Annotated in this window: 21 protein-coding genes and 1 other annotated feature; of the genes, 6 read left to right on the top strand and 15 right to left on the bottom strand. The window is 52.9% G+C overall.

All coding sequences use genetic code 11. The features are described from left to right. Positions 1-69: 69 nt before the first annotated feature. The 3 genes from H7F31_RS13425 to leuB all read right to left on the bottom strand — a co-directional run bounded on the left by H7F31_RS13425 (position 70) and on the right by leuB (position 2,935). Complete coding sequence (locus H7F31_RS13425; protein ID WP_187104584.1) at positions 70-921, bottom strand: SMP-30/gluconolactonase/LRE family protein; 852 nt, start codon at positions 919-921, stop codon at positions 70-72. A gap of 199 nt (positions 922-1,120) precedes the next feature. After that, entirely contained in the window at positions 1,121-1,669 is a 549-nt protein-coding gene (locus tag H7F31_RS13420; RefSeq protein ID WP_187104583.1) for a peroxiredoxin, read from the bottom strand. A 189-nt stretch (positions 1,670-1,858) separates the two neighbouring features. Continuing rightward, a complete protein-coding gene (gene leuB / locus H7F31_RS13415) occupies positions 1,859-2,935 on the bottom strand; it encodes a 3-isopropylmalate dehydrogenase (RefSeq protein ID WP_187104582.1) in 1,077 nt (358 codons plus the stop codon). A gap of 285 nt (positions 2,936-3,220) precedes the next feature. Here leuB and H7F31_RS13410 point away from each other — a divergent pair, with 285 nt between their 5' ends. Together H7F31_RS13410 and H7F31_RS13405 are read left to right on the top strand one after the other, a co-directional pair. Next, the gene (locus H7F31_RS13410) at positions 3,221-4,318 is read left to right on the top strand and encodes an HD-GYP domain-containing protein (protein ID WP_187104581.1); all 1,098 of its coding nucleotides are present in this window, start codon (positions 3,221-3,223) and stop codon (positions 4,316-4,318) included. A gap of 34 nt (positions 4,319-4,352) precedes the next feature. Beyond that, entirely contained in the window at positions 4,353-4,949 is a 597-nt protein-coding gene (locus tag H7F31_RS13405) for an HD-GYP domain-containing protein (RefSeq protein WP_187104580.1), read from the top strand. 106 nt (positions 4,950-5,055) lie between these two features. Here the strand turns inward: H7F31_RS13405 and H7F31_RS13400 are convergent, their stop codons facing one another. From H7F31_RS13400 to ilvB, 4 genes are all read right to left on the bottom strand, one after another. Beyond that, positions 5,056-6,600, bottom strand: a complete 1,545-nt coding sequence (locus tag H7F31_RS13400) for a 2-isopropylmalate synthase (protein WP_087570774.1) — start codon at positions 6,598-6,600, stop codon at positions 5,056-5,058. Between the two features lie 135 nt (positions 6,601-6,735). Next, positions 6,736-7,728 carry a ketol-acid reductoisomerase gene (ilvC, locus tag H7F31_RS13395; protein WP_087570775.1) on the bottom strand — a complete coding sequence of 331 codons (993 nt, stop codon included), beginning with the start codon at positions 7,726-7,728 and terminating at the stop codon, positions 6,736-6,738. Between the two features lie 146 nt (positions 7,729-7,874). Further along, complete coding sequence (gene ilvN / locus H7F31_RS13390) at positions 7,875-8,363, bottom strand: acetolactate synthase small subunit (protein WP_087570776.1); 489 nt, start codon at positions 8,361-8,363, stop codon at positions 7,875-7,877. Beyond that, the gene (ilvB, locus tag H7F31_RS13385; RefSeq protein ID WP_187104579.1) at positions 8,360-10,105 is read right to left on the bottom strand and encodes a biosynthetic-type acetolactate synthase large subunit; all 1,746 of its coding nucleotides are present in this window, start codon (positions 10,103-10,105) and stop codon (positions 8,360-8,362) included. Before ilvB ends, ilvN begins: the two co-directional genes overlap by 4 nt. A gap of 572 nt (positions 10,106-10,677) precedes the next feature. On the opposite strand from ilvB, the gene H7F31_RS13380 reads away from it, so the two are divergent. Continuing rightward, positions 10,678-11,181, top strand: coding sequence for a GNAT family N-acetyltransferase (locus tag H7F31_RS13380; protein ID WP_187104578.1), 504 nt, complete (start codon positions 10,678-10,680; stop codon positions 11,179-11,181). On the opposite strand, the gene H7F31_RS13375 is transcribed toward H7F31_RS13380, so the two are convergent. From H7F31_RS13375 to H7F31_RS13350, 6 genes are all read right to left on the bottom strand, one after another. Next, complete coding sequence (locus H7F31_RS13375; RefSeq protein ID WP_187104577.1) at positions 11,160-12,296, bottom strand: hypothetical protein; 1,137 nt, start codon at positions 12,294-12,296, stop codon at positions 11,160-11,162. The two genes, H7F31_RS13380 and H7F31_RS13375, sit on opposite strands and share 22 nt — an antisense overlap. A 344-nt stretch (positions 12,297-12,640) precedes the next feature. Beyond that, positions 12,641-13,000 carry a 50S ribosomal protein L20 gene (gene rplT / locus H7F31_RS13370; RefSeq protein ID WP_087570779.1) on the bottom strand — a complete coding sequence of 120 codons (360 nt, stop codon included), beginning with the start codon at positions 12,998-13,000 and terminating at the stop codon, positions 12,641-12,643. Between the two features lie 99 nt (positions 13,001-13,099). After that, positions 13,100-13,300 carry a 50S ribosomal protein L35 gene (rpmI, locus tag H7F31_RS13365; RefSeq protein WP_087570780.1) on the bottom strand — a complete coding sequence of 67 codons (201 nt, stop codon included), beginning with the start codon at positions 13,298-13,300 and terminating at the stop codon, positions 13,100-13,102. Between the two features lie 33 nt (positions 13,301-13,333). After that, positions 13,334-13,849, bottom strand: coding sequence for a translation initiation factor IF-3 (gene infC, locus H7F31_RS13360; protein WP_087570781.1), 516 nt, complete (start codon positions 13,847-13,849; stop codon positions 13,334-13,336). Between the two features lie 34 nt (positions 13,850-13,883). Next, positions 13,884-14,049: a sequence feature (ribosomal protein L20 leader region), on the bottom strand. A gap of 73 nt (positions 14,050-14,122) precedes the next feature. Further along, positions 14,123-15,358, bottom strand: coding sequence for a glycosyltransferase family 2 protein (locus H7F31_RS13355; RefSeq protein ID WP_187104576.1), 1,236 nt, complete (start codon positions 15,356-15,358; stop codon positions 14,123-14,125). Between the two features lie 284 nt (positions 15,359-15,642). After that, the gene (locus H7F31_RS13350) at positions 15,643-16,839 is read right to left on the bottom strand and encodes a glycosyltransferase family 4 protein (RefSeq protein ID WP_187104575.1); all 1,197 of its coding nucleotides are present in this window, start codon (positions 16,837-16,839) and stop codon (positions 15,643-15,645) included. 222 nt (positions 16,840-17,061) lie between these two features. Between H7F31_RS13350 and H7F31_RS13345 the strand changes: the two genes are divergently transcribed. Beyond that, positions 17,062-17,628 (top strand): phosphatase PAP2 family protein, encoded by a 567-nt coding sequence (locus H7F31_RS13345; protein WP_187104574.1) that lies wholly within the window; start codon positions 17,062-17,064, stop codon positions 17,626-17,628. Between the two features lie 18 nt (positions 17,629-17,646). Here the strand turns inward: H7F31_RS13345 and trmB are convergent, their stop codons facing one another. Further along, entirely contained in the window at positions 17,647-18,402 is a 756-nt protein-coding gene (trmB, locus tag H7F31_RS13340) for a tRNA (guanosine(46)-N7)-methyltransferase TrmB (protein WP_187104573.1), read from the bottom strand. Between the two features lie 373 nt (positions 18,403-18,775). Beyond that, positions 18,776-18,982: a hypothetical protein gene (locus H7F31_RS13335; RefSeq protein WP_087570786.1), complete on the bottom strand. Its 207-nt coding sequence runs from the start codon at positions 18,980-18,982 to the stop codon at positions 18,776-18,778. A 281-nt stretch (positions 18,983-19,263) separates the two neighbouring features. Here H7F31_RS13335 and H7F31_RS13330 point away from each other — a divergent pair, with 281 nt between their 5' ends. After that, positions 19,264-20,226: a tRNA modification radical SAM protein MnmL/YtqA gene (locus tag H7F31_RS13330; protein WP_187104572.1), complete on the top strand. Its 963-nt coding sequence runs from the start codon at positions 19,264-19,266 to the stop codon at positions 20,224-20,226. Between the two features lie 4 nt (positions 20,227-20,230). Beyond that, entirely contained in the window at positions 20,231-20,815 is a 585-nt protein-coding gene (locus tag H7F31_RS13325; RefSeq protein WP_187104571.1) for a tRNA 5-(aminomethyl)-2-thiouridylate-methyltransferase MnmM, read from the top strand. The last annotated feature ends 2 nt before the right edge of the window (positions 20,816-20,817 follow it).

The raw sequence follows: 20,817 nt of genomic DNA, 5'->3' as shown, positions 1-20,817 counted from the left end.
CGTTATCGACAAATTCCTGCCCGTTTCCGCTGCCCTCACATTAGTATTTATTCATTCTTGATAATGAATTTATCGCCACATTGCAAAGCAACGACCTTGAACATCCGTTTGAAACACCTGAATATTGCCAATATCGGCTACTGTAACATAACAGTGTTTGCCTTCCGGGCCGCCGAAAGCAAGGTTCGTACAATCCTTTCCTTCGAGCAGAATCTCGCCCAACACATTACCTTCAGGTGAAATCTTCGCCACAACGCCTTTGCCAATACGGGTAACATACAGATTTCCTTCGATATCGCAGCGCATGCCATCCAAAGAGTAGTCCGGAAATTCGATCAGCAGACGTTTGTCGCTTATTTCTTTGTTCTTATTTAAAGCGTAAGCCCAAATCCGGCGCTGAACAGATTCATTGACGTACAACACCTTCTCATCCGGGCTCACCTCAATTCCGTTGGTCGTACCCATATCGTCCTCGAGCAAATCCGTAGTTCCGTCAAGGTTCACACGCCATAACTTTCCTCTGTTGTTATCCCAGTCCGGATCGCTAGCAAATAGGACATCATCTCTGGTTATACAAATATCATTCGGCTGATGCATCCTCGGTTCATGAGCATGGATTTTGATTTCCCTCGTATTCATGTCAACCTTGATAATATTATGGTTGACATAATCGGCAATCAACATCTCGCCAGCCTGGTTGAACCGGATTCCATTCCCTATACTGCCATTCGGAAGCTCAACGAAAATACTCCCTTCCCCTAGCGGTGTCACTTTACCGATCGTACCCTGTTTCTCATAATTAACAGCATAAATATTGCCCTCGCGGTCACAGGCCGGCCCTTCTATACCTCTAGTAAATGTCTGCGGACTCGTAAATCTTTGCGCGACATAAGGATCCAATCTATCCACCTCTGCTTTCATCCATTAAAGTTTCGGGCGACGATAGCCCGACTCCAATCATCAAAACACCTCTAGTTTACCATAAATATCCCCTGTGACATCCACTAGATGAAATTCCAACCCCTGCCGGGACAATGTATTGCCAAGCGCACAAAGGACAGGCCCTTATCCGTAACGGATAAGGGCCTGTCCTTTGTCATTGCCAAAATTTCAGCGAATATTACTTCGCTACCAGGTGGCTTTGGCCTGGTTTCCAGTTGATTGGGCAAAGTCCGCCGGATTGCAGAGCTTGCAGTACGCGAAGCGTCTCTTCTACGCTGCGGCCAACATTGTTGTGGTTAACCACTTGATATTTGATCTCGCCTTCCGGATCGATGATGAACAGGCCGCGAAGCGCTATGCCTTCTTCTTCGATCAGTACGCCGTAGTCACGAGCAACGCTCTTCGTGATATCAGCCGCGAGTGGGAAGTTCAGTTGGCCAAGGCCATTATCGTTAACCGGAGTATTGATCCAAGCGCGGTGGCTGTGCTTGCTGTCTACGCTGACGCCAAGAATTTCAGTGTCAAGCTTTTTGAATTCTTCGGCTGCCGAGCTAAGCGCCGTAATTTCTGTCGGGCACACGAACGTGAAGTCCAGTGGGTAGAAGAACAGTACCAGCCACTTGCCTTTGTAATCGGCGAGGGAAGCAGTACCGAAATCTTGTCCATTGCCTGTTGCTGTCTCCATTGAGAAATCCGGTGCCGGGCGTCCTACCAAACGTTCTGCCATGATGAAAACTCCTCCTTGACCTATCCATAATTTATTTAGAGGTATTTCACGCACAATAAGCTCTAGCCTCTTCATTGGTGCGTGTCTCTTCTTAAAAAATAGTATCATCACACAATAATAAAGTCAATATTATAGATAGTATTTGTTTGTAATAATTATAAACTGTGAAGAATTATCAACAATCTCGAACTACTTCATAGCAGCTGCAATCAAGTCGCCCATTGCCGTAGTTCCAATCGCCGAGCTCTTGTCAACCGCGATGTCTCCTGTGCGGTGTCCAGCATCCAGCACGTTCTTAACCGCGTCCTCGATGGACTTCGCCGCATCGTGGTAGCCGAACGTCAGGCGGAACATCAGCGCAACGGAAAGAATGGTCGCGATTGGATTGGAGATGCCTTGGCCCGCGATGTCAGGAGCAGAACCGTGTACCGGCTCGTAGAGGCCGAAGCTGCCTTCGCCCAGCGAAGCGGAGGACAACATGCCGATAGAACCTGTCAACATGGCTGCTTCGTCGCTCAAAATGTCGCCGAACATGTTCTCGGTTACGATAACGTCGAAGCTGGAAGGACGGCGAAGCAATTGCATCGCGCAGTTATCGACGAGTACATGCTCCAGTTCAACCTCAGGGTACTCCACGGCTATGCGGTTAACGACTTCGCGCCACAAGCGGGAAGTCTCAAGCACGTTCGCTTTGTCGACGGAAGCAAGACGTTTGCTCCGCGTCATCGCGATATCGAACGCCTGACGAACGATACGCTCTATCTCTTGCACGTTATATACGCATGTATCCACGGCTTCTTCGCCGTTCGCGCCTTCCCGGCGGAACTTCTCGCCGAAGTAGATGCCGCCTGTCAGCTCGCGCACGACGATAAGGTCTGTGCCTTCCAGCACTTCCGGCTTCAGCGTTGACGCTTCTTTCAAGCAATCGAATACGTTAGCCGGACGGATGTTCGAGAATAGTCCAAGCGCTTTGCGAATACCGAGCAGGCCAGTCTCCGGACGAAGCTCCTTGGAGTTGTTGTCCCATTTGGGTCCGCCAACCGCACCCAGCAATACAGCGTCAGCGCCCTGGCACAGCTCAAGCGTTTCTTGCGGAAGCGGCGTGCCCTTCTCGTCGATGGCGATACCGCCGAACAAGCCGTGTTCCGTCTCGAATTGATAACCGTACAGTTCTTCGGTTCTTTTGAGTATTTTTAATGCTTCTCCAACAACCTCGGGGCCGATACCGTCTCCGCCGAGGACGGCGATTTTTTTCACTTCTGACATAATGTAAATACACTCCTCTTTATCATTCTCAATCTATTATCATTTAACCACATTTAGCTCTTCCATTCCAAGATATAAAATCTATGGACTCTATAGGCGAGAACTATAAACCTAGATGCCATGCCTATTTCGCCAAAAAAGTAACCCAAAGGATACCCTAATGGATCCACTAGGATAATAGTTGACCGGATGGCATGATGATAATCTTATTCCATAAGCTTAAAAATTCTTTGATAGCAGCACGAGTCAACGGTAATGACTCTGTTCGGAAGGAGCAAGTTCACGATGTTGGAATGCCAAATCGATAAACTCAAGGAAGGCGACCGGCTCGCCAAAGCGGTATTAGGCAAAAACGGGATGATTATCCTCTGCGAAGGCACGGTGTTGACAACGTTCTATATCAAGCGATTGAAGGAGATGGGCGTAAATCGCGTGTTTGTTAAGCACTGCGCGTTCAACGTCCAAACTCAGCCTGCTCCTTCCGTCGTTCTTCCGCCTACCACGGCCAAACAGAGGAATGACCTGTACGGAGAACTCGTGAATAGGCTGAACCGCCATGCCTTCTGCTCGGAACACGGAGATTCCGTCAAGGACAGAAGATTCAAGCGCAGATATAGAAGAGCTCTTGCGGACGCGCTTGCCCATCCCTCCGTCGCGGATTGGATGAACAAGCTGGAGCAGTTCGACGAGTTGATCTTCGGACATGCCGTCAACGTTTCCATCTTGTCTACGATGATCGGGGACGAATACGGATATACGGAAGCCCAGTTGTTGGAGCTGTTGCTCGGTTCGCTATTGTTCGACGTCGGCATGACGATTATGCCCCGGGAACTCGTAACGGGTCATGGCACGTTGTCCGACTGCGACCGTCACCTGCTGAATCAGCATGCCGAGGTCGGTTATCGGCTGCTTGCGGACATCAAAGGGATGCCTTCGCAGTCCGCGGTTGTCTCTCTGGCGCATCACGAAAGATTCGACGGCTCCGGTTATCCCTTCGGGACCAAAGGCAACGACATCCCGGAATACGCGCGCATCGTCGCGCTGGCCGACAGCTACGATGCGCTGACTTCGCCGCGCAGATACCGCAGCTCGTACCGGGCCGACGACGTCGTGGAGTTTCTGTACGGGGCGGGCAATTATTATTTTGACGCCAGCCTCGTCAATCTTTTCCTTCAGCGGCTAAAGGCCTTCCCCCTATCCAGCGTATTGACGCTGAGCAGCGGTCAAACAGGAATCGTCACGTCCTATCGTTCGTCCATCGCGCACCGTCCCGTCGTGCGGATTATTACAGAGGCCAGCGGTCAGTCGGTCGGGACGCCCTATGAGCTCGATCTATCCCGCAGCAGTACGATTACAGTGCTTCATGCCGCGTCACAGGCTTAATGGTGATAGTCGCTTAATTTTAGGAGGTATCAAGATGTATAAGTTATCGGCTAACGCAGGCATGAAGCAATTGAAGCGGAAGAGCCCTTCTTCGTACCGGCATTGTCTACGCGTGTCCGCGATCGCGCAGCAATTTGCCAACGTATTGGGAATCGGCGGAGCGGAGAAGGAATTTCTCGTAAACGGCTGTTATCTGCATGACCTCGGCAAGCTGTTTATCCCGAACAACATCCTCAATCGGAAAGGAAAGCTGTCTGATCGGGAGTGGAGGATCATGAGGCAGCATCCCTCCTGTGGCGGCTCTGCCGCCGAGCTGTATCCCGGCTTATCTTCCCGAATCGTCGAAATTGTAAGATATCATCACGAGCGCTGGGATGGCGGCGGCTATCCGGAAGGCCGTTCCCGCCATGACATTCCTTACTTAGCAAGAATATGCGCCATCATCGATACCTTCGACAGCATGATGTCCACTCGCTGCTACCGCAGCAGATTATCTTTGGAGGATTCCGTGAACGAGCTTCGCAGAGGAAGCGGAACGCAATTCGATCCATCGCTCGTCGAGCCTTTCATCGCTTTCATCAAGAACTCCCAGTTGGATGAGACGATGTATGGGCATCCTGCAGCCGTATAATACGTCTGAGATTTTGCTCCTCATGTTTTGCATCCTCTCCTTAACGACAAAAAAGCGCGTAACGGATAATCGTATCCGTTACGCGCTTTGTCGTGGTCAATCGTTATTAGATCAGGCTCATCTTGTCGCGACGACCCGGCGACTTGCGTTTCTCGATCAGGCGATTAACCGCATCGATATACGCCCGTGCGCTCGCTTCGAGAATATCCGTACTAAGGCCGCGGCCTTGAGCCGAAACATCCTCTTGCTTAAGCACAACGTGCACCTCGCCAAGCGCGTCCTTCCCTTGCGAGACAGATTTGATGGAATAATCCTCAAGCTCGACAACCTCGGCTGTCGCTTTGTCAATTGCGTTGTAGATGGCATCGACGGAGCCATTGCCCTCCGCTGTCTCTACCCTCGTCTCGCCTTCGGCCAGCTTCACCTTCACCGTCGCGTTAGGCGTCGACTCGTTGCCATAGCTTACCTGGATCGTCTCCAGCGTAAACACTTCCGGCGTATCGGTCAGCTTCTCCTCCAGCATGGCGCGGATGTCTTCGTCCATGACATTCTTTTTCTTATCGGCTAGATCCTTGAACTTCGCAAACGCCGCGTTTACCGCATCGTCGTCCAGCTCGTAACCGAGATCGATCAGCTTCTCGCGGAACGCGTGACGTCCGGAGTGCTTGCCGAGAACCAGCTTGGATTCGCGCAGACCGATCGTGTCCGGCGAGATAATTTCGTAAGTCGTCTTTTCCTTCAGCATGCCGTCCTGATGGATGCCGGACTCGTGCGCGAAGGCGTTGGCGCCTACGATAGCTTTGTTGCCAGGAACGACCATGCCCGTCAGCTTGCTGACCAGGCGGCTCGTCTTGGCGATTTCCTTCAGGTTCAGCGTCGTCTGTGCGCCGAAGAAGTCCGGACGCGTGGCAAGCGCCATGGCAACCTCTTCGATTGCCGTATTGCCTGCGCGTTCGCCGATGCCGTTGATCGTGCCTTCCACTTGGTCGGCGCCGTTAAGGATGGCTGCCAGCGCATTTGCCGTCGCCATGCCGAGATCGTCGTGACAGTGGGCGCTGAGTTGAATGGTCTCGATATTCGGTACATTCTCCTTAAGCGTCTTAAAGATGTTGCCGAACTCCTGAGGATTCATGTAGCCGACCGTATCCGGAATGTTAACCACGGTCGCTCCCGCTTTGATCGCCATATCCGTAACCTGGCAGAGAAAGTCAAGCTCCGTGCGACCCGCATCCTCCGGCGAGAACTCGATTTTGTCAAAATATTGCTTGGCGTAGCGGATCGCACGTTCGGCAGCCTCCAGGACTTGTTCCTTCTCCATCCGAAGCTTGTGCTTGCGGTGGATCGGACTCGTTGCCAGGAATAGGTGAATGCAAGGATCCTGTGCGCCCTTCAACGCTTCGCGGACCGCATCGATGTCCTGCTCACGGGAACGTGACAGTCCAATGATCGTCGCGTTCTTGACCGCGCGAGCGACGGCATTAACCGCCGCCAGGTCGCCTGGGGACGCCGCAGGGAAACCGGCTTCGATCCGGTCCACGCCCAGCTTCTCCAGTTGCAGCGCGATCTCGACCTTCTCCTTCGTATTCAGGTTTACGCCTGGAGATTGCTCGCCGTCACGAAGCGTTGTATCGAAAATATAAATTTTCCGCATATCTGCACTTGCACCTCCATGAACAGAATGATCCCGATCGCACGCGGCCGCATTTCCGGTCGACGGGCATGCGCACGTCGACCGGATCGCCGGTGAACCGGGACTAAAAAGTCTTAATGTAGATTGAAAACCAACTTACTTCTTGATCCAATGCATCAGTTCGCGAAGCTGTGCGCCTGTTTGCTCGATCGGATGAGCGGCTTCGTTGCGGCGGGTAGCCGTCAGCATAGCGCGTCCGGATTGGTTCTCAAGAATGAAGTCGCGCGCGAAACGTCCGGATTGGATATCTTCCAGTACGCGTTTCATTTCCTTCTTAGTCTCTTCTGTTACGATACGAGGACCCGTAACGTAGTCGCCGTATTCCGCTGTGTTGGAGATGGAGTCGCGCATTGTCGCGAGGCCGCCTTCATACATCAGGTCGACGATCAGCTTCAGCTCGTGCAAGCACTCGAAGTAAGCCATCTCGGGAGCGTAGCCGGCTTCAACCAGCGTCTCGAAACCTGCTTTAACCAGCGCGGAAGCGCCGCCGCACAATACGGCTTGCTCGCCGAACAGATCCGTTTCCGTCTCTTCCTTAAAGGAAGTTTCGATTACGCCGGCACGCGTACAGCCAATGCCCTTGGCATAAGCAAGACCGATGTTCTTAGCGTTGCCAGAAGCGTCTTGATGGATTGCGATCAGACCAGGAACGCCGAAGCCTTCTTGGTAAGTACGGCGAACCATGTGTCCCGGCGACTTGGGAGCGACCAGGAATACGTCCTTGTCTGCGCTTGGCACGATTTGGCCGTAGTGAATATTGAAGCCGTGGGAGAACATCAGAGCCGCGCCCTGCTTCAGGTTCGGTTCGATTTCTTCTTGGTAGACGCGAGCTTGCGTTTCGTCCGGCAGAAGGATTTGAACAACGTCGGCTATTTTAGTAGCTTCTGCTACTGTAAGTACTTCGAAGCCGTCTTTTTTGGCAACGTCTGCGGATTTGCCTGGGCGAAGGCCGATAACAACCTTCAAGCCGCTGTCGCGAAGATTTTGCGCTTGCGCGTGGCCTTGGCTTCCGTAACCGATAACTGCGATTGTTTTGCCTTGCAGAACGCCTTGATCGGCGTCTTTCTCATAATACAATGTAACTGCCATGTTAATAATTGCCTCCTTTAATTTAACCCTTTTGAGCGGGTGTTTAAGCGAAGAAACACGGTCTTCCCTCAGGCCGGTTCCTCTCTTAAACTCCCGCTCAAAGCGGGAACTGAATCATGATTTTGTATAAGTGATATAAAGGGTTCTTATTGCTTTACGTTACCGCGGTTAAGCGCAGTGACACCAGTGCGCGAAAGTTCACGGATGCCATAAGGCTTCATAAGCTCGATCATAGCGTCGATCTTTTCGGTGTCGCCCACAACTTGAACCATCAATGAGTGCGTGCCAATATCAACGACAGCTGCCCGGAACGTCTCGACAACGCCCATGATTTCCGGTCTGCTGGCCGGCTCCGCATGAACCTTGATCAAGGCCAGCTCGCGTCCGACCATCGCGTTGGCGCTGAGATCAATGACTTTGATAACATCGATCAGCTTATACAATTGCTTCGTGATCTGCTCCAGCGTGTGGTCATCGCCTGTCGTGACGATGACCATGCGGGACAAACCGACTTCTTCGCTTGTGCCTACTGTAATGCTCTCGATATTGAAGCCGCGGCGTCCGAACAAGCCGGATACGCGCTGCAGAACGCCGGGCTGGTCATTCACGATAACTGCGATGGTATGTTTCTTCATTCCGCATCCCCCATGATCATTTGGTCAATGGTACTGCCTTGCGCAACCATCGGATAGACGTTCTCGTCTCTGCGGACGACGAACTCCACGACAGCCGGGCCAGGATGGCGGAGCGCTTCTTCCCAAGCGGCGCGGGCTTCCTCTTTGTTAGAAGCGCGCAGTCCCTTTACGCCGTAAGCTTCGGCCAGTTTGACGAAGTCAGGGCTGCCGGCCAGATCGATATGGCTAAAGCGGTTCTCGTGGATAAGCTCTTGCCATTGGCGTACCATGCCAAGCACTTGGTTATTCAGAATAACGACTTTGACCGGAATATTGTTGATAGCGCAAATCGCAAGCTCCTGCGCGCACATCTGCATGCCGCCGTCGCCATTGATGGATACGACTACACGATCCGGACTCGCCATCTGGGCGCCGATCGCCGAAGGGAAGCCGAAGCCCATCGTACCGAGACCGCCGGACGTTACCCAGGAACGCGGTTTGTTGAAATTGTAATATTGCGCCGCCCACATCTGGTGCTGGCCAACGTCAGTAGTTACGATCGCATCGCCGTTTGTCGTCTGGTGGATCATTTCAACGACCCATTGCGGCTTGAGCTCCGTATCCGAATCCTTGTAGCTGAACGGATATTGTTTTTGGGACGCCTGGATTTGGGCTCTCCACGCATCCGCCTTCTCGGCGCGTAGCGCCGTCCGGTTCGCCACGGTCAGTACCGTCTTGACGTCCCCTACGATCGGAATGTCCGTAGGCACGTTTTTGCCAATCTCCGCCGGATCGATATCGATATGGACGATTTTCGCTTTCGGCGCAAAACCGGACAGCTTGCCGGTTACCCGGTCGTCAAAGCGGGCTCCGATATTAATGAGCAGATCCGCGCTCTGGATGGACGTATTCGCCGTATAGGTGCCATGCATGCCCGGCATCCCCATCCACAGTTCGTTCCCGCTAGGGAAGCCGCCAAGTCCGAGCAGCGTTGTCGTGATCGGAATTTCGGTCTTCGTCACGAATTCCAGCAGCTCCTCATGCGCTCCGGAGTAGACAACCCCGCCGCCTGCCAGAATAACCGGACGCTCCGCTTCCTGAATCGCCTTGATCATTTTGTCCACTTGCAGCTTGTTCGGATTAACGGTCGGGTTATACCCGCGAACGTTGATCTCCGTTACCGGCTTAAACAACGTCTTCGCAGCGGAAACATCCTTCGGAATATCGATCAGCACCGGGCCTTTGCGCCCCGTGTTCGCGATGTGGAACGCCTCGTGAATGACTCTCGGCAGATCCTCAACCTCGCGTACCAGATAGCTGTGCTTCGTAATTGGCATTGTAATGCCCGTAATGTCCGCTTCCTGGAAAGCATCGGAGCCGATCAGCGACGAAATGACGTTGCCCGTAATAACGACGAGCGGCACGGAGTCCATATAAGCCGTCGCGATGCCTGTCACCAGATTCGTAGCGCCTGGACCTGAAGTGGCGATACATACGCCGACTTTGCCGCTTGCCCGGGCATAGCCGTCCGCTGCATGAATCGCACCTTGCTCGTGACGGGTCAGGACGTGGTTAAAGTCCGGGTTGCCGTGCATCGCGTCATAGATGTACAAGACGGCGCCGCCTGGATAACCGAATACACAATCCACGCCCTCAAGCAGCAGACTGCGAAGCAATATTTCCGATCCCGAGATCACCTCGGGCTTAGAGAATTTCTCCATCAACTCTTCCTTCGACTTTAGCGTTGCGCTTGGCGTTGCCATCAGTCATTCTCCTCCTCTCGAAAAACCAAAAAAACCTCTCGTCCTCCAGCATACTTATGCTGAAAGGGACGAAAGGTTTAGCTTCCGTGGTACCACCCAAATTCGTTATGTTTCTCTCGAAACATAACCTCCATTGGTTAGAACGCTGTGCACATTTCGACGTTCTACCATGGCACTGTAACGCTTGCCCTGCGATGCTCCCTAATACGCTTGACGCTTTTCAGGAGAATAGCTCCGAGGTGAGCTCGTAGAAAAGGGATTTTGGCGTCGGTTGCAGCTGATCCGCACGCTCTCTGAACAAAAGGGCCCTTATCACTTCGTCCTCATCATTGCCGATTGATATGACTTTTCACTATTATATGCCGATTGGACCAGTACGTCAAGAACCGTTCCTGCAGAAGCTCAAAAAGTTTGTTCCGGTCATCGGCTTTGCAACGTCCATTCGCCAATATTGGGCGCTCCACATATAGTATTGTAACCAGTGTTTTACAATTCCATGCGGCCGGCGACTGCAATCGCAAAACACCATTGTCCTCAAGCTCCGGCCTTTAACCGAAGGAGGTTATCTGTCCATGATAAGAGCTCGCAAGCCGCAGGACGATCCCGAGCTCGTCCGTCTCATCCGCTCGGAGCTGATTCCCTTATCCGCGACCGCAAGACCGCTTGACGCCCGCATGATCCGCGAGCTGCCCCATCGTTTCCGCTGGGGCACAACTTATGTAGCCACAAGAACGAAACAAGGTCCGCCCGTTGCTTTCGTCCACTTTCTCGCCGCCGGGAACGAACTGCTTGTCGACATGCTGGCCACCCATTCCGGGCATCGCGGCCTTGGATTGGGCACGCTGCTTATGGCATATGCGGAGGCTTACGGTTCCTCGAACGGCTGCCGTGTCAGCCGGCTGTACGTCGACGCGAGCAACGGTGGTGCTCAGCGCTTCTACGGCAAGCTTGGTTACGGATGCATCCGGTACATCCCGGACTGGCATGTCTTCGAGCTGGCTAAGCCGCTAGTTCCCGCATCCGCCCTGCCGACGAGCGGAAATCCGGCGGAACATTATGCGCTCGGCAGCTCGTAATAATAGGAGTTCCCTTCCAACTGCAGCGTGACGACGATCGGTTTTCCGGAAGCTTTGGCTTCCGCGGGTATCTCGAACATGTAATGGATATTTTCGGTGGCCAACGGATCGATCCTCGTAATGTTGGAATACGTGAAGTCGCTTCCTCCCCCGTCTTCCACTGCAGAGAAAGCTCCGTACTCGTATTTGTCGTCATAGATCAGACTGGGCGACATCGCCTCGGAAGCGTCTTTGCCGATCGGGGCCAGGTTTTTGAACGAGAATGCGACATGGGCGTAGATCTTTCCTTGGTCCTTAACTTCATAATACGAATAATAGCCGCTTGCTTTGGGCGGCACCACCTTCGTGGTCAGTTCGGCTTTCAATATGCCGATTTCGGCGTATCCATCGATCGTCACGGCCGTTCCCGCTTGCAGAGGGGTATACGCCTTCCATTCCGTTCTTTCTTCAAGCGCCTGCTCGTCGTCCATGACAAGGGTCGCGCCGCTTCCGGTTCCGTTGGCGCTTGCAGTCGCGCTTTTCCCGTTGACCTTAAGCGTGAATTCCAGCGGTTTGCCGCTTTCCTTCACCTCCAGGGGTACCTCCGAGAGATAGTGCAGCTTGCCGCTAGTCAGCGGGTCGATGGAAGTGATATTCGTATAAGTGAAATCGGAGCCGCCGTCTTCTTCGATTGTAAAAAATCCGGAATATTCGTAAGTCCCGTCGTACAAAACGTCGACATCCAGTATTTCGTCCGCCGAAACGGAGCGTCCGCCCAGATTTTTTACTTCAAAAACGTTATGGACGTAAACTTTGCCTGCATCCTTTACCTCATAATAAGTATGAAAATCTCCGGGATTGGAAGGCGATACTTTCGTGGCAAACTCTGTTGATACCATCTTGATTTCGAATTTTCCCGGATATAATAGCGTATCGCCGATAGCAAACTCGGAAGGATATTCCGGTTTAGGCTCCGGCGTTTCCGTTGGAGGAGCCTCCGTTTGCGTTTGGGCATTGCTTACATTGCCGGACGGAGCTTCGCTGACGCTGCCCCCCGCTTCATTGCCGTTCGTTCCGCAAGCCGCGCATAAGATCAGAATGATTGCCGCTGCCCCTGTTTTTGTCCACCTTTTCATTTCTCTTCCTCCTATTCATGTGAGTAAATGCCTATTTCCCGGCCGTTTCTCTTTGTAAAAGCAGGCAATTTAGGCTGTTGTGCCCATACAACTCTACCACATCTTGTAAAATTATGAAACTATAAAACTAGTTCGCCTACATCTGTTAGATCTAGTCGAGTTCAAAATACAGGCAAATAGCGCGGCTGGTGTCCGTTAAAAAACAAAATCAACTTTTTTAAGTCTCACGCGAAGCTCGCTGGTTGCTTGTCCGCTAATCTTGGATCCGCAAAGTTCCCCAAAAAGCAAAAAAAGGCCTGCTCCAGCGTAACCGGAGCAAGCCTCTTTTGTCAGCTTAAGTGATCTTAAGCGTTAATTTTTTGTTTGGCAACGCCAGCAAGGGAGTTGAACGACGCGATGTCGTTAACGGCCAGGTCAGCCAGGATTTTGCGGTTAACTTCAACGCCCGCAAGTTTCAGGCCGTGCATGAACTTGCTGTAGGACAGGCCGTTGATGCGAGCTGCCGCGTTGATACGAACGATCCACAGTCTGCGGATGTCGCGTTTTTTGTTGCGACGATCGCGGTAAGCGTACGTCAGGGACTTGCTTACTTGCTCCTTCGCTGTTTTAAACAGACGGTGTTTGGAACCGAAGTAGCCTTTAGCCAGTTTCAGAATTTTTTTACGACGACGAGTGCGGACGAAGCCGCCTTTAACTCTTGCCATGAGTGGAAACCTCCTGTAAGTTGATTTGCGCTTGGTTTATTTCGAATGAAGCGCGCCGAGCCGCCAAGGACGGCGACAGCCGCTTCGCTTTAAGGACTACTATTTCAGTTGGGAAAGACCTTGTTGAAGACGACGAACGTCGCCTGCAGCCATAAGCGGCTGGCCGGCAAGAACGCGCTTCTGGCGTCCCGATTTGTGCGAGAGCAGGTGGTTTCTGTAAGCTTTGTAACGTTTCACTTTACCAGTACCGGTAATTTTGAAGCGGTCCTTCAGACTGCTGTGCGTTTTCATCTTTGGCATGACAGTTATTCCTCCTTAATGATGTTCCAGCTGCTAGCTGTTTGTTTTTGGTGCCAAAATCATAATCATGCTCCGGCCTTCCAGCTTGGGAGCGCGCTCGACATTGCATATTTCGGCAACCTCTTTGGACAGACGTTCCAGAATCTTCTGGCCGATCGAAGCGTGCGTGATCTCGCGGCCGCGGAAACGGACGGATGCCTTCACCTTGTCGCCTTCGTTCAGGAATTTCACCACGTTGCGGAACTTGACCTGGTAGTCATGCTCCTCGATGTTGGCACGGAACCATACTTCCTTGAGATCAACGATCTTTTGGTTCTTGCGCGCTTCCTTCTCCTTCTTCTGCTGCTCGTAGCGGAACTTGCCGTAATCCATGATGCGGCATACCGGCGGTTTGGCCGTCGGCGCAACGTTCACCAGATCCAGATTTGCTTCCGTAGCAAGCTGCAATGCATCGCGAATCGACTTGATGCCGATCTGTTCTCCGTCCGCGCCTACCAAACGTACTTCCCTGGCCCGGATCTCATCGTTGATTTGATGTTCTCTGCTAATAACGTGCCACCTCCAAAATGGTATACTGCTTTTTAAAAAAATAAAAATGCAGGTTCATAAGAACCCGCATCTCATAAATGTCCGTGGAAATTGCCGAGACCATTCTATATGTAGAATGAATGGCAGCTTGCCCATTGGGATCATCGCGAACCTGTCAGCCAGTGCCGGAAGGTGAGAAGCGGGTGCTTCTTCTTGTGCGTATCAGTGTGAATCACAATACTGAATTACTATATCACAGGCAAATGCCCCCGTCAACCCGTATAAGCCCTTCGTCTACTTTCCTTGCACCTCTTCGATCCGTACCACGCGCGTATGTTGCGTGTGGCTCCACGTTTTGTTATTTTGCGTAAAGAAGGCATAGAACGTAATGGGCAACCATGTGATCAGGAAGAACGGCAGCGTGAGCAGATGAGCGTACATTTTCCAGCTTCGCACCTTCTCCATCATCATAGCCGCAGGGAACTGCAGAACGGTAGCCGCAATGACAATAGTTATCAGCCACCAAGGAAAGTAGCTGTACATCGAGTGGATCACGTCGTTTGCCGGGATGACCATGTCAATCCACAGGATGACGGTCAGCAGCAAGCCCAGCAGCGTGTTGTACACCGAGAAAGAGTAGATCGCCGCATCGAATTTCACGAGACTTCTCTCCTTGATGCTCGCCCAGAGCAACGGGAAGAAGTAGTTGCGCGCCACGTTGAAGTGGCCCTGCATCCAGCGCAGACGCTGACGGGCGGATGCCCGGAACGTTACCGGCTTCTCGTCGTACACCTTGGCGTCATAGTTCAGAACGGGATAGATGCCGCGCTTTACGCAGCGCATGGAGAACTCCAAATCCTCAACAAGACTCGTTGCGCCCCATCCCATATCCTTCAGCAGCTTCGATTCGAAGCACATGCCCGTGCCTCCGAGGAAATTGCTCATCTTGAGATTGGTTCTGGACAGCTGCCATAAACGGTTGCAATACCAGTACGTAATGGCATAGGCTGCCGTGACCCACGAATCCGCCGGATTCTTCGTATCCAAGTATCCCTGGATGACTTGATGACCTTCGCTTAGGTCGTCATTCATTAGCTGCAGGAAGTCCGGGTTTACGAGATTGTCGGCGTCAAACATGACGACCGCGTCATACTGGCGCGGCATTGCCCACAGTTCCTTCAGCATCCATTCTATGGCATAACCCTTGCCGCGAAGATGCGTATTCGTGCGCACGCAAGCATGAACGCCCATCTCCCTGGCGATATCGGCCGTATTGTCGGAGCAGTTGTCGCAGATGACGAAGATGTCGTAAAGCTCCTTGGGATAATCCAGCTTCTTGAGATTGTCGATAAGTGCGCCGACGACTTGCTCCTCGTTATGCGCGGCCACCAGGACGGCGAACGACTTCCGAGGCGCATGGCGCTTGCGGCTTTTGTTCTTAAGGAAGCCGAACAGCGACAGCGAGAACTGATAAACCGCGATCGTAGCCAAAATAACCTGTAAACCAATAAACACGGTACTAAAGAACATGACGTGAGGCCCCCTTGACCCTTTAATAGTGCCGTTCATGCAAGTCCGCCAGAACTTCATGAACATACACTTTCTTTACGGCTTGCTTTTCTTCGTCCTCCTGGAGGAGGCAAGCTCTCTCTTCTAACATTTGGATGTCCTATTTGATTTACTGATTTTCCACTGAAACCCCTTCTTTGTCAAAATGGGAATTTGCCTTAATTGCGTTTAATTCAGTCAGAAAAACGCTTGCATGGGCACTCGGCGATCCATTCCCCTCCATTTCCTGCTCCGCAGTCTTATTCTCAACCATTTCCTGCGTTTTTAGCACAAATGTCCCCGTTATCGGTGCGGTTATGAGATTTAATTAATCTGTATTCGTCAAGCAGCCTGCCGAATATGCCGTCCCAGGATTGAGTCAAGCTGTACGCGTATGCTTTACGTCCCATCAAGCTTCGAAGTTCCGAGTTTTTTCGCAGGATCGACAATGCTTCCGCGAAGGCCTCCACGTTGCCCGGCTCGCACAGAATTCCCGTCTCTCCCTGACGCACGGTATCCCGAACTCCGCCTGCATCGGCGCCAATGACGGCAGTGCCGCAGGCCATCGCCTCCAGCACGACGTTGCCGAACGTTTCCGTCGGCGACGGAAACAGCAGCACGTCGGCAGCCGCATACCATTGCTGCAGCATGGGCAGATCCGCGAATCCGACAAATAACGCCTTTATGCCCCTCTGTCTGCACATCTCCTTCAAGTCCGGAGCGGACGGACCGTCTCCGGCAAGCACGAAACGCGAGGACGGCTCCTGCTGCTGCAAGCGCTCGAAAGCTTCCAAAGCAACCTCGACATCCTTCTCGGGCGCCAATCTTCCGACATAAAGCGCCAGGAATCCGCAATCGGAAAGCCCATGGCGCGCCAGGAACAATTCGCGATCTAATTCGGGATGAAAAGCCTCGGGATCAACGCCCCTGCTCCAAAGCTTTAACCGGGAGTCGTCCCAGCCGCGATTTTTCAAAAACGACATCGTTGAGGGAGAGGGCACGAATATGGAGCTGCAGTCCCGGTGGAACCATTCCATGTACCTCCATAACAGCTTTTCCATCCATTGCAAATTGTAAAACGACAAATAATGATCAAAGTTGGTATGGTAGGATGCGACGAGAGGAATGCCGAATTTTCGGGCGTAATGGATGCCGCATAGTCCGAGGTTAAAGGGGGTGGCTACGTGCACGAGGTCCGGCCGGAAGTCGCGAATGGCTTTGCTTACATAAGACAAGCTGGGAAAGGCCAACCTGCATTCGGGATAAAGAAAAAAGGGCAGGCTTGCAAAACGTTCGACGGGGCTGCCGCTTCCCGGGTCGGGGACTGTCGATGCATGCGGCTCGGGAGCGAATACCCGGCATGGAACGCCCTGCCGCTCGAGATACTTCGTCCAGCGGCCCAGCGTACGCGCCACGCCGTTAATTTCGGGAGCATACGTGTCGGTGAAAATCGCTACTTTCATCCATTTATCGCCTCCGTCAATCCGGTAAGCTGCGCATGCCGCATTCCTAGTTGGCACGGCAGGCCGAATATGGTTTGGAGGCAATCGTAACAGAGGATTGTTTTCCTTGCGTTAACCGCTTGTGTAGCATTCGTTAATACAGACTTCATGCTCCGTTAACAGAGCGGCAATGAATTCATGGTACAATGGGAGTAATGATGTATGCGGAGAGGATGATAGGGTATGGAGCGGATGATCGACTGGATGAGATCCCACGAACAAAAAATGCTGATCTGGGCGAACCGGAGACGCACGGAGACCAGACTTCATGCCATGGTGGATCGTTGGTTCAGTACAGTCACGCATATGGGAGGCGCTACCTTCACGTTGCTGGCCTCCCTGCTGTGCGCGCTGCTGGCGCCGCAGCCCTGGGGGACGGCGGGCTGGCAAAGCCTGCTCGCCGTTATCATTAGCCATATCCCCGTGGCTATCGTTAAGCGAAAGTTCAAGCGGCTTCGACCGTACCAAGCCATAGAGGGCGTCTACACGGTGCCCAAACCGCTGCAGGACTCGTCTTTCCCTTCCGGGCATACGACGGCCGTCTTCGCTTGGAGCGTGCCCCTGCTGCTGACGGGCACGCCGCTTAGCTACTTATTGCTGCCTGTTATGCTCATAATCGCCTTTTCCGTCGGCTGGTCAAGGATGCACCTCGGGCTGCACTATCCTTCCGACGTGGCGGCCGGAGCCATTATCGGAACGGCAACCGCGTTCGCCGTCCAATATTTCTGGATCGTCCCTGCGATCAGCTGAACGATAATCAGCAAGGATTTACTCTTTCTCGGACTCCTCTTGCAAAGCGGCCGACTCGAGCTCAAGCTTGGCCGCTTCCTTTTTTGCCGAGCGATGCTCGCGCAGCGCTTCCTCGCCGATTACGACCTCGACGCGATGAATCGGCTGGCCTTTCTCCATAAACTTCATCTCGTATTCCGTAAACACGAGATCCTCTCTAGGCTCGTCCCGATGCAGATGCAGCGAGATGTTGCGCATCACAAGCTCCATGTTTGCGAAGCTGTTAAGCGAGAATTCGAACAACGTCATGGAATCCGTCTTAAAATGGATCTCGCCCCGATCGTTCAGAATCTCGATATACTTTTCCACAAACCGTTCGTGGGTCAGCCTGCGGCGGGCATGTTTGCTCTTTGGCCATGGGTCGCTGAAGTTCAAGTAGATGCGCTCCAGCTCGCCCGGAGCAAACATAGACTCGATCCCTTCAATATTCGCTCGCAGCAGCGCCAGGTTCGGCGGTGTCTCTTCGCCTTTCTCCCCCCATGCCGTCCTTGCTTTTTCGCTGGCTCTGCGCAGCAGCTCGTCATACATATCCACGCCGATGTAATTAATATGCGGGTTGCGAACGCTCATTTGGCTAATAAAGCGCCCTTTGCCCATACCGAGCTCCACATGAATAGGATTGTCGTTCCCGAAGAACGCCTTCCAATTGCCGCGATGCGGCGTCGCATCCAGCACGACCAGCTCCGGCTGGCCCTCCAGATTTTCCCGAATGCCTTTTCTGCCTCTCAAACGCATATTGTTCAAATCCTCTCTGCAAATGGTTGTTCAAAAAGTTCGCTTCCCAGTACGAAGACTGCCAAGAGGCATTCGTTCGACTTCGAATATTGAATTCAACCGAACCTTCCGGTGCTCACGTAGCGCTGCTACGCTCCGCTCCTCAGGTTCTAGTTTCATTCAATCTTCTTGGTCCTGAAAACCGAATTTTTGAACTCCATGATCTCATCTTCTTATCAAAATAAAATAAACAATTCGTCCTTATTGTGCCCAACTGCGCCACGGTTGTAAAGCCCTCTCCCTCCGACTGCGCGAAAAAAGCCGCTGCCTTCCGGCTAGCGGCTTCCAACTTATGTTACGTCGCCGATGTACGGCGTTATCTATTGGCTATCTATTAGCTCAGCAGCTGATACGGGATCGGAGCGTTATCTCTGGATTCGCGCTCGTATGTGCCTTCGAGGACCATGTTCAGCTTCTTGCGTGCCGAGACTTCAACTTCATGGTTTGCATGGAAGCGAATGCCCGCAAGCGCCTGCAGTTCCTTAATCGTAAGCTCAACCGTTACTTTCTTGTCGCCGTAAGGAATTTTTGCCGTTGTCATCTCACATCACCTCATCGATTTATTTCTCTTCATTTTTTCCAATTTATCGACTTATCATGTGTACGGTTACATTTAGGCTATGTCAGATACATTTGTTGATTTGTCGCACTTTTAATATAACACATCATGTCAGGTTACACAAGCCTGTTTTGCTGGATTCCCCCCTTGTTTTCCAGTTGCCAAATTCCGAACGTTCCGCTCTCCGATATGGAATAGGCATGGCTTTTCGTTCGTATTTTCGTTAAAATATAGGAGGTACACGAGAAGAAAAGGAGATTTCCATGAATCTGCACGAACCTCCGCCCTCGCAGCTAATCATGTGGGGGGAAAAAAGATTTCATACATGGAATTACGAAATGCGCGAAAGCTTCGGCTGCAAAGTGTTCAAGGTGACGCTTGATGCCGGATTCACATGTCCAAACCGGGACGGCTCCATCGCCAAAGGCGGCTGTACGTTCTGCAGCGCGAGAGGCTCCGGCGACTTCGCCGGCAGCCGGCGCGACGATCTTGTCACGCAATTTGCCACGATACGCGACCGGCAGCACCGGAAGTGGCCGGAGGCGGCTTATATCGGCTACTTCCAGGCTTACACCAATACATACGCGCCCGTCGAAGAGCTTCGCGAATATTATGAGGTCGTGCTGCAGCAGCCCGGCGTCGTCGGCTTGTCCATTGCGACCCGTCCCGACTGTCTGCCTGATGATGTCGTCGATTACCTTGCCGAACTGAACGAGCGAACTTATCTGTGGGTGGAGATGGGGCTGCAGACGGTACATGAATCTACGTCGGTTCTTATTAATCGCGCCCACGATACCGCATGTTACCTGGATGCCGTCCGCCGCTTGCGCGAACGCGGCATTCGCGTCTGTGCCCATATTATTTACGGTTTGCCTCAGGAGAGCCACGAGATGATGCTGGACACCGGCCGAGCCGTTGCTCGAATGGATGTGCAGGGCATCAAAATCCATTTGCTGCATCTTATGCGCAAAACGCCGATGGTCAAGCAATACGAGGCCGGCCTCCTTCGTTTCCTCGATAGGGACGAATATATCGGGCTTGTAGTCGATACGCTGGAATTCCTTCCTCCGGACATGATCGTGCATCGGCTCACCGGAGATGCGCCCCGCGATTTGTTGATCGGTCCCCTGTGGAGCATGGACAAATGGCCCGTTCTTAACGGCATCGACGCCGAGCTTCGTCGCCGGGACTCCTGGCAAGGCAAGCTTTGGCGGAAGGAGGCTTGACAATATGGGATTTCTGTCCGTGCTCAGCACGGCCCACAAGTGGATTGCGGAGCGCGCCGGAGCAGGCGACATCGTCGTCGACGCGACCGCAGGAGGCGGCGTCGACGCATTTGCTCTTGCCGAGCTTGTCGGTCCCAAGGGGATGGTCTACGCGTTCGACATTCAGCAAGAAGCGCTGGAGCGAACCCGTCTGCGGCTCGCGCCGCTTGCAGCGGACGGCCGTCTGCCCGGGCTCAAGCTTATATTAGCCGACCATGCTGAGATGGAGAGCTCCGTGGACGCAAGCGACGCTGGCCGGATCGCCGCCGTCATGTTTAATCTTGGATATTTGCCAGGCGGGGACACCACCGTCATCACGAAGCCCGAATCGACGCTTCGCGCTCTTGATGCCGCACTTGCGCTGATTCGTCCGGGCGGCATTATGACCTGCGTGCTCTATCCCGGTCACCCCGGCGGGGACGCGGAAGCCGCAGCCGTCGAAGCATGGGCGGCAAATCTCCCGCAAAACGTCGCGCAAGCCGTCCTGTACCGCCAACCGCAGCGGACAACAGCTCCGTACCTGATCGCGATCGAGCGCCGAAAGGGCTAATC

The organism is Paenibacillus sp. PAMC21692 (assembly GCF_014303795.1).
Taxonomy (GTDB): Bacteria; Bacillota; Bacilli; order Paenibacillales; family Paenibacillaceae; genus Pristimantibacillus; species Pristimantibacillus agaridevorans.
Note: the sequence above shows the minus strand (reverse complement) of the source record. Positions and strands in the feature narration are given on the sequence as shown.